This window comes from Glutamicibacter sp. BSL13 (assembly GCF_052928425.1).
Map to the genome: position 1 here is coordinate 1 of NZ_JAVGCZ010000141.1, position 4,801 is coordinate 4,801.

At 68.4% G+C, this 4,801-nt stretch carries 5 protein-coding genes; 4 read left to right on the plus strand and 1 reads right to left on the minus strand.

Features of this window, described 5'->3' with window-relative positions; genetic code table 11:
* The 3 genes from rfaE2 to RCJ92_RS14890 form a co-directional block, all read left to right on the plus strand.
* A partial coding sequence (rfaE2, locus tag RCJ92_RS14880) for a D-glycero-beta-D-manno-heptose 1-phosphate adenylyltransferase (RefSeq protein WP_446754979.1) occupies positions 1 to 563 on the plus strand: 563 nt, incomplete at its 5' end.
* 59 nt (positions 564 to 622) lie between these two features.
* Positions 623 to 1,327 (plus strand): SDR family oxidoreductase, encoded by a 705-nt coding sequence (locus RCJ92_RS14885; protein ID WP_138175655.1) that lies wholly within the window; start codon positions 623 to 625, stop codon positions 1,325 to 1,327.
* 253 nt (positions 1,328 to 1,580) lie between these two features.
* Complete coding sequence (locus RCJ92_RS14890) at positions 1,581 to 2,909, plus strand: hypothetical protein (protein WP_446754980.1); 1,329 nt, start codon at positions 1,581 to 1,583, stop codon at positions 2,907 to 2,909.
* A gap of 108 nt (positions 2,910 to 3,017) precedes the next feature.
* Here the strand turns inward: RCJ92_RS14890 and RCJ92_RS14895 are convergent, their stop codons facing one another.
* Positions 3,018 to 4,205 (minus strand): glycosyltransferase family 9 protein, encoded by a 1,188-nt coding sequence (locus RCJ92_RS14895; RefSeq protein ID WP_446754981.1) that lies wholly within the window; start codon positions 4,203 to 4,205, stop codon positions 3,018 to 3,020.
* A gap of 257 nt (positions 4,206 to 4,462) precedes the next feature.
* Between RCJ92_RS14895 and RCJ92_RS14900 the strand changes: the two genes are divergently transcribed.
* Positions 4,463 to 4,801, plus strand: a 339-nt coding sequence (locus tag RCJ92_RS14900; RefSeq protein ID WP_446754982.1) for an aldehyde dehydrogenase family protein, incomplete at its 3' end; no start/stop codon positions are given.

A 4,801-nucleotide genomic window follows, 5' to 3' on the forward strand; every position in this document is an offset into this window, starting at 1 on the left:
CCGCGGTGGATGCCGCCGCCGGGTTCCTCGGTTCGGGCGGGGTCGCGGCGCTGGGCGAGCTGCCGGCCGTCACGGCGCAGCCGATGGACGTGGGCACGGTGGCCGGGGAACCGGACCCGTGGCGGGTCATCGAACAGGTGCGCGGTGCAGAGGGGACCGTGGTCGCCACCGGCGGCTGCTTTGACCTGCTGCACGCCGGGCACACCCGGACCCTGCAGCAGGCCCGGGCGATGGGTGACTGCCTGATCGTGCTGCTGAACTCGGATGAGTCGGTGCGCCGGCTCAAGGGCAGCACCCGACCCATCATTGCCGGAGACGACCGGGCCGAGCTGCTGCTGGCCCTGGACTGCGTGGACGCGGTGGTGATCTTTGACGAGGACACCCCGCACGCGGTGCTGGAACAGATCCGGCCAGATATCTGGGTCAAGGGCGGGGATTACGACGCGCAGACGCTGCCGGAAACCCCGCTGATTGAATCCTGGGGCGGGCGCAGCGTGACCGTCCCCTACCGGGTGGCGCGCTCCACCACGTCGCTGGCAGCCGCGCTGGCCCGGGTCGGCTAGCCCCGACCAGGATCAGCGGCACAAGAATACCGAACAACCACTACCGCAAGGAGTTAGTTTTGTCCCAGGACAACCAGAAGCACAATCCCGGACGCGTACTGATCACCGGCGGCAGCTCCGGGCTGGGCGCCGCCGTTGCCAAGGCGGTCGCCGAGGCCGGCGGCACCCCGGTGGTGCTGGACATCCAGGCGCCGGCCGAGGCCCAGGCGCAGTACTACGAAGTGGATGTCACCGACCGTTCAGCGGTGGAGCACGCCGTCGAGCAGGCGGCCGCCGACGGCGGGCTGGACGCGGTGGTGACCGCCGCCGGCATTGACCGCTGCGGCAAACTGGATGAGGTCCCGGCGGACCAGTGGGAGCTGGTGCTGGGGGTCAACCTGCTCGGCACGGTCTCCACGGCGCGGGCCGCGCTGCCGCACCTGGAGAAAAGCCATGGACGTCTGGTGACCATCGCCTCGACCCTGGCGCTGCGCGGGGTTTCGGATGCGACCGCCTACTGCGCTTCGAAGTTCGGGGTGCTCGGGTTCAGCAAGGCGCTGGCCGCCGAAACGGCCGGGCGGCTGGGGGTCACCACGATCATCCCCGGCGGCATGGACACCCACTTCTTCGATGACCGCACCGAGCAGTACCGCCCGGCGGACAACTCCCGGCTCAATGACCCCTCGCGGGTGGCCGGCGCCATCCTGTTCGCGCTCTCCCAGCCGCGGGGCTGCGAGGTGCGCGAACTGCTGATCTGCCACGAAGGTGAGGATTCCTGGCCGTAAAGAGCGGCCCCAACCACGCTCATTGAAGGCAAGGACGCAGCCCCGCACCCGTTGGTGCGGGGCTGCGTCCTTAACTGAAACAGACCGGCGGCTCAAGTCATTCTGTGCGTCTGCTTTGTGCCGGGTAATAAGTACGCTAGGTTGATCTTTGTCACGCGTTCACTTCAAGAGCACGCGATCGGCCGGGGCCTTTTCTTCCACCTTCAAGGGTCGCAGTCCCAGCCGCTGTCTTTGCGTATAGAACAGGAAAACCATGACCTCTCGCGTCTCCGGAGCACTCCTCTCCACCGCCGTCGTTTCGGGCCTACTGCTGTCGCCGGCTGCGGCGCAGGCCGACGAAACCGTGCAGTCCCCCACCGCAATTGCGGCCGAATCAAGCGCCCTCCAGGAACCGGCGGCCAATGCACCGGCCGCCCTTCCGGTGCCGTCGGAACCGGTACAGCTGAGCGCGGCCGACGTGGCTGAACCGGTGACAGCGACTGCCGGCGAGCAGGCCCCGCCGGAGAACGAGCCGGCTGAAGCTGCAACCGACCCGGCCGCTTCGCCTGAGGAAACCGCGGCACCAGCCGAGAACGGTACCGAGACAGAGCGCACCGAACCGGAACCGGCAGAATCCGCCGCGCCAACCGCTGCGGATCAGCCCACCACGGACCAGGCCCCGGCAAACGGCTCCGGGACGACAGATGAGGACAACTCGCTGGTCACCGAGGTTCCCGGGTCCGCGGAAAAGAGTGCCCCCGCCGCCCAATCGGAGGGTGGGCCGGTGCCAAAGAAGCAGGAAAAGCTGAACCAAGCACCGGAACCGGCCGCGGAAACCCGTGGGGATGACACAAGGAATCTTGCATCCCTCTTCGCGGCCAACGTCAATGGCATGACCTTCGCCGACGAGGACGCGTTCTGGGATTACCTTGATGAACGCTTCCCCCAGGTCGATGAGAATTGGACGGAAGAACAATGGGAGGCCTTCTTCAAGACTGCTCAGGGCCGGGAATGGGACCGTCTCGTCGATGAATACCTGTTACAGTCCAGCATCGAGGACCCGGACCTCTCCGATGAAGAACAGGCCTGGCTCGATGAGGTGCTGCGCCTGCTGCCGGAAGGCAGCGAAAGCTGGGACGAAGCACAGTGGGAGCAGTTCTTCAGCACCGATCAGGGTAGGGAACTGCTCGGGATCTTCCTCGGCATCGAGTTCGATATGGCCCAAAGCGAGGCCGAGCTGAAGGAACTGATCGAAAGCTACCGGGAGCTCTTGGAGGGCGAGGACGCTGCCTGGTTTGAGGACTTCCTCGCCTGGTACTTCGGCGATCAGACCGAGAGCGGCAACGACAAGGGCAAGGGTGAGGTGAAGCCCTCCAGCAATGCGTCACCACAAGCCGCCAAGACGCCGGAGGCCACGATCGTCGGCGCAGCCGTTGCGCACAAGGTCGACACCGAAGACGCCGCTCAGGCCAAGGCCCCGGCAAGTGATGCCGCGCTGGCCGACACCGGGTTTGGCGGCGTGCTCGCCGCCGGTGCCGGCCTGCTGGTGATCCTTCTTGGCGGCGTGTTCCTGCGCCTGGCCCGGAAGAACACCGCCCGGTAGCGGCGTCGTTCCGCTAGCGGCAATCAATGACGCGGGGCGAAGCGGACCGGTAGACGGTTCGCTTCGCCCCGCGGTGTTCTCCTCTGCGTTTCGGGCTGCGGGCGTTGGCTACTCGGTCGCGCTCTGCAGCTGGCGTCCTGCCGAGAGCAGCTCGCCGCTGGCGGTCAGGTCGGTGATGTTCGCATAAACCTCATCCACGCTCACCGCAGCGGTCAGCGGGAAGGTGTGGTCGCAGCGCGGGGCATTCCATCCCACCTGGGTCACGTCGATGCCGCATTCCGGGCAGTGCGTCACCCAGCCCAGGTGCACCCGGTGGCGGCTGCGCTCCAGCGGGGCGGCCATGATCATGTTCCCGGCCCAGAAGATTCCCACGGTGGGGGTCCCCACCGCCTGGGCCAGGTGACGCGGCCCGCTGTCATTGCCCAGCATGACCTCCGCGGACTCCAGCACCCCGACCAGGCCCGGGAGGCTGAGCTTCCCGGCCAGCACGTGCACGGCCTCGCGCTGCTCGGCGGGCACCTGCTCCCAGATCCGCCGACACAGTTCGGCCTCCGCCCCGGCACCGACCAGCAGCACCTGGTAGCCGTCGGTCACGGCCCGGGTGGCCAGGGCGGCGAACGATTCGACCGGCCACTGCCGGCGTGCGTCGGAGGCTCCGGGGTGGATCACCAGGCGCGGTGCCCGGCGCCCGGCGGCGTCCGGCAGGCTGCGGGCCAGTGCCTCCAACGCCGTGCGTGCCTCGTCCCGGTCGTGTTCGGTCACCTCGATGCGCGGGCTCAACGCGGTGGTGGTGGCCCCGGCCATCCCGGCCACCTCCAGGGCCCGAAGGACCTCGTGCTGGTAGTAGTGGTACGGGATGGTGCGTTCAAGTTCCGCCGCGTCCTCGGTGCGGGTGCCCACCGTGTGCTTCGCGCCCAGTTCCAGCAGGAAGGGGTTGGAGAACCGCCCCCCGCCGTGTACCTGCACGGCCAGGTCGAACTCGCGTTCACGCATCCTGCCCAGGAAGTCCTGCACCTGCTGCGCATCCGCGGCCGTGTCCCCGCTGCCGCCCGGGCGCACACCTTCGGCGAAGGGCAGCACCGCCACCTCATCCACCGGTCCGGGCCTGCCGGCCAGCAGTTCGGCATGCAGCGGAGTGCCCAGCAGCGTGATCCGAGCCTGCGGATAGGCCGCGGCCAGCGCATGGATGGCCGGCATGGCAAACAGCAGGTCTCCCAACCCGCCGCCACGCAGCACGGCGATGCTCCCAATGGATTCGAAAGGTGGGGCCACGGGCCCGACGGCGGTCTCGTTCATTATCTCCTTGCCTTTCCTGCCACACGTGCTCCCGGGGCGCATTCGCGCCGTCAGATGGGCTTCTGAGGGCATACCCTACCGCCGGGCGGAGGTTGGCAACGTGATCCTGAGCACTTGCCGGGAACTTGGGTCCGCGGTGACTGAAATGCCGCCAAGCGGGTACCTCAGCGGTAGCAGGGCCTTGTGGACACCTTGGGTGCCCGGGGCCGCTGAACCAGAGCTTTGAGAGCTGATTTTCTGACTGAAGGAGGAACGCGATGTCCACCGCTCCGGCACCAAGCACGCAAGCAGACCGCGACACCGGGCAAATGGTGATCATGGATCCGGCCACCGGCGAGCAGGTCGGCTCCCTCCCCATCGCCGGCCCCGAGGAAGCCCACCGGGCCCTGGCCGCCGCCCGCACGGCAGCCGCCGACTGGGCCGCCACCAGCCCGGCCGAGCGCGGCCAGCTGCTGCACCGGGCCGCGCAGGCCCTGGAGGACGCCGCCGAGGAACTGGCCGAGCTGAACCGCCGGGAAACCGGCAAGCCGCTGCAGGATTCCCCGGGCGGGGGGCCGGGCGGGGGGATCGGGAGAGCGGCGGGTAGGGGAAGGGGG

Excerpts from the sequence above, each read along its gene's own strand:
- RCJ92_RS14890 (WP_446754980.1), top strand. The coding sequence starts at position 1,581 with ATGACCTCTCGCGTCTCCGGAGCACTCCTCTCCACCGCCGTCGTTTCG.
- RCJ92_RS14895 (WP_446754981.1), bottom strand. The coding sequence starts at position 4,205 with ATGAACGAGACCGCCGTCGGGCCCGTGGCCCCACCTTTCGAATCCATT.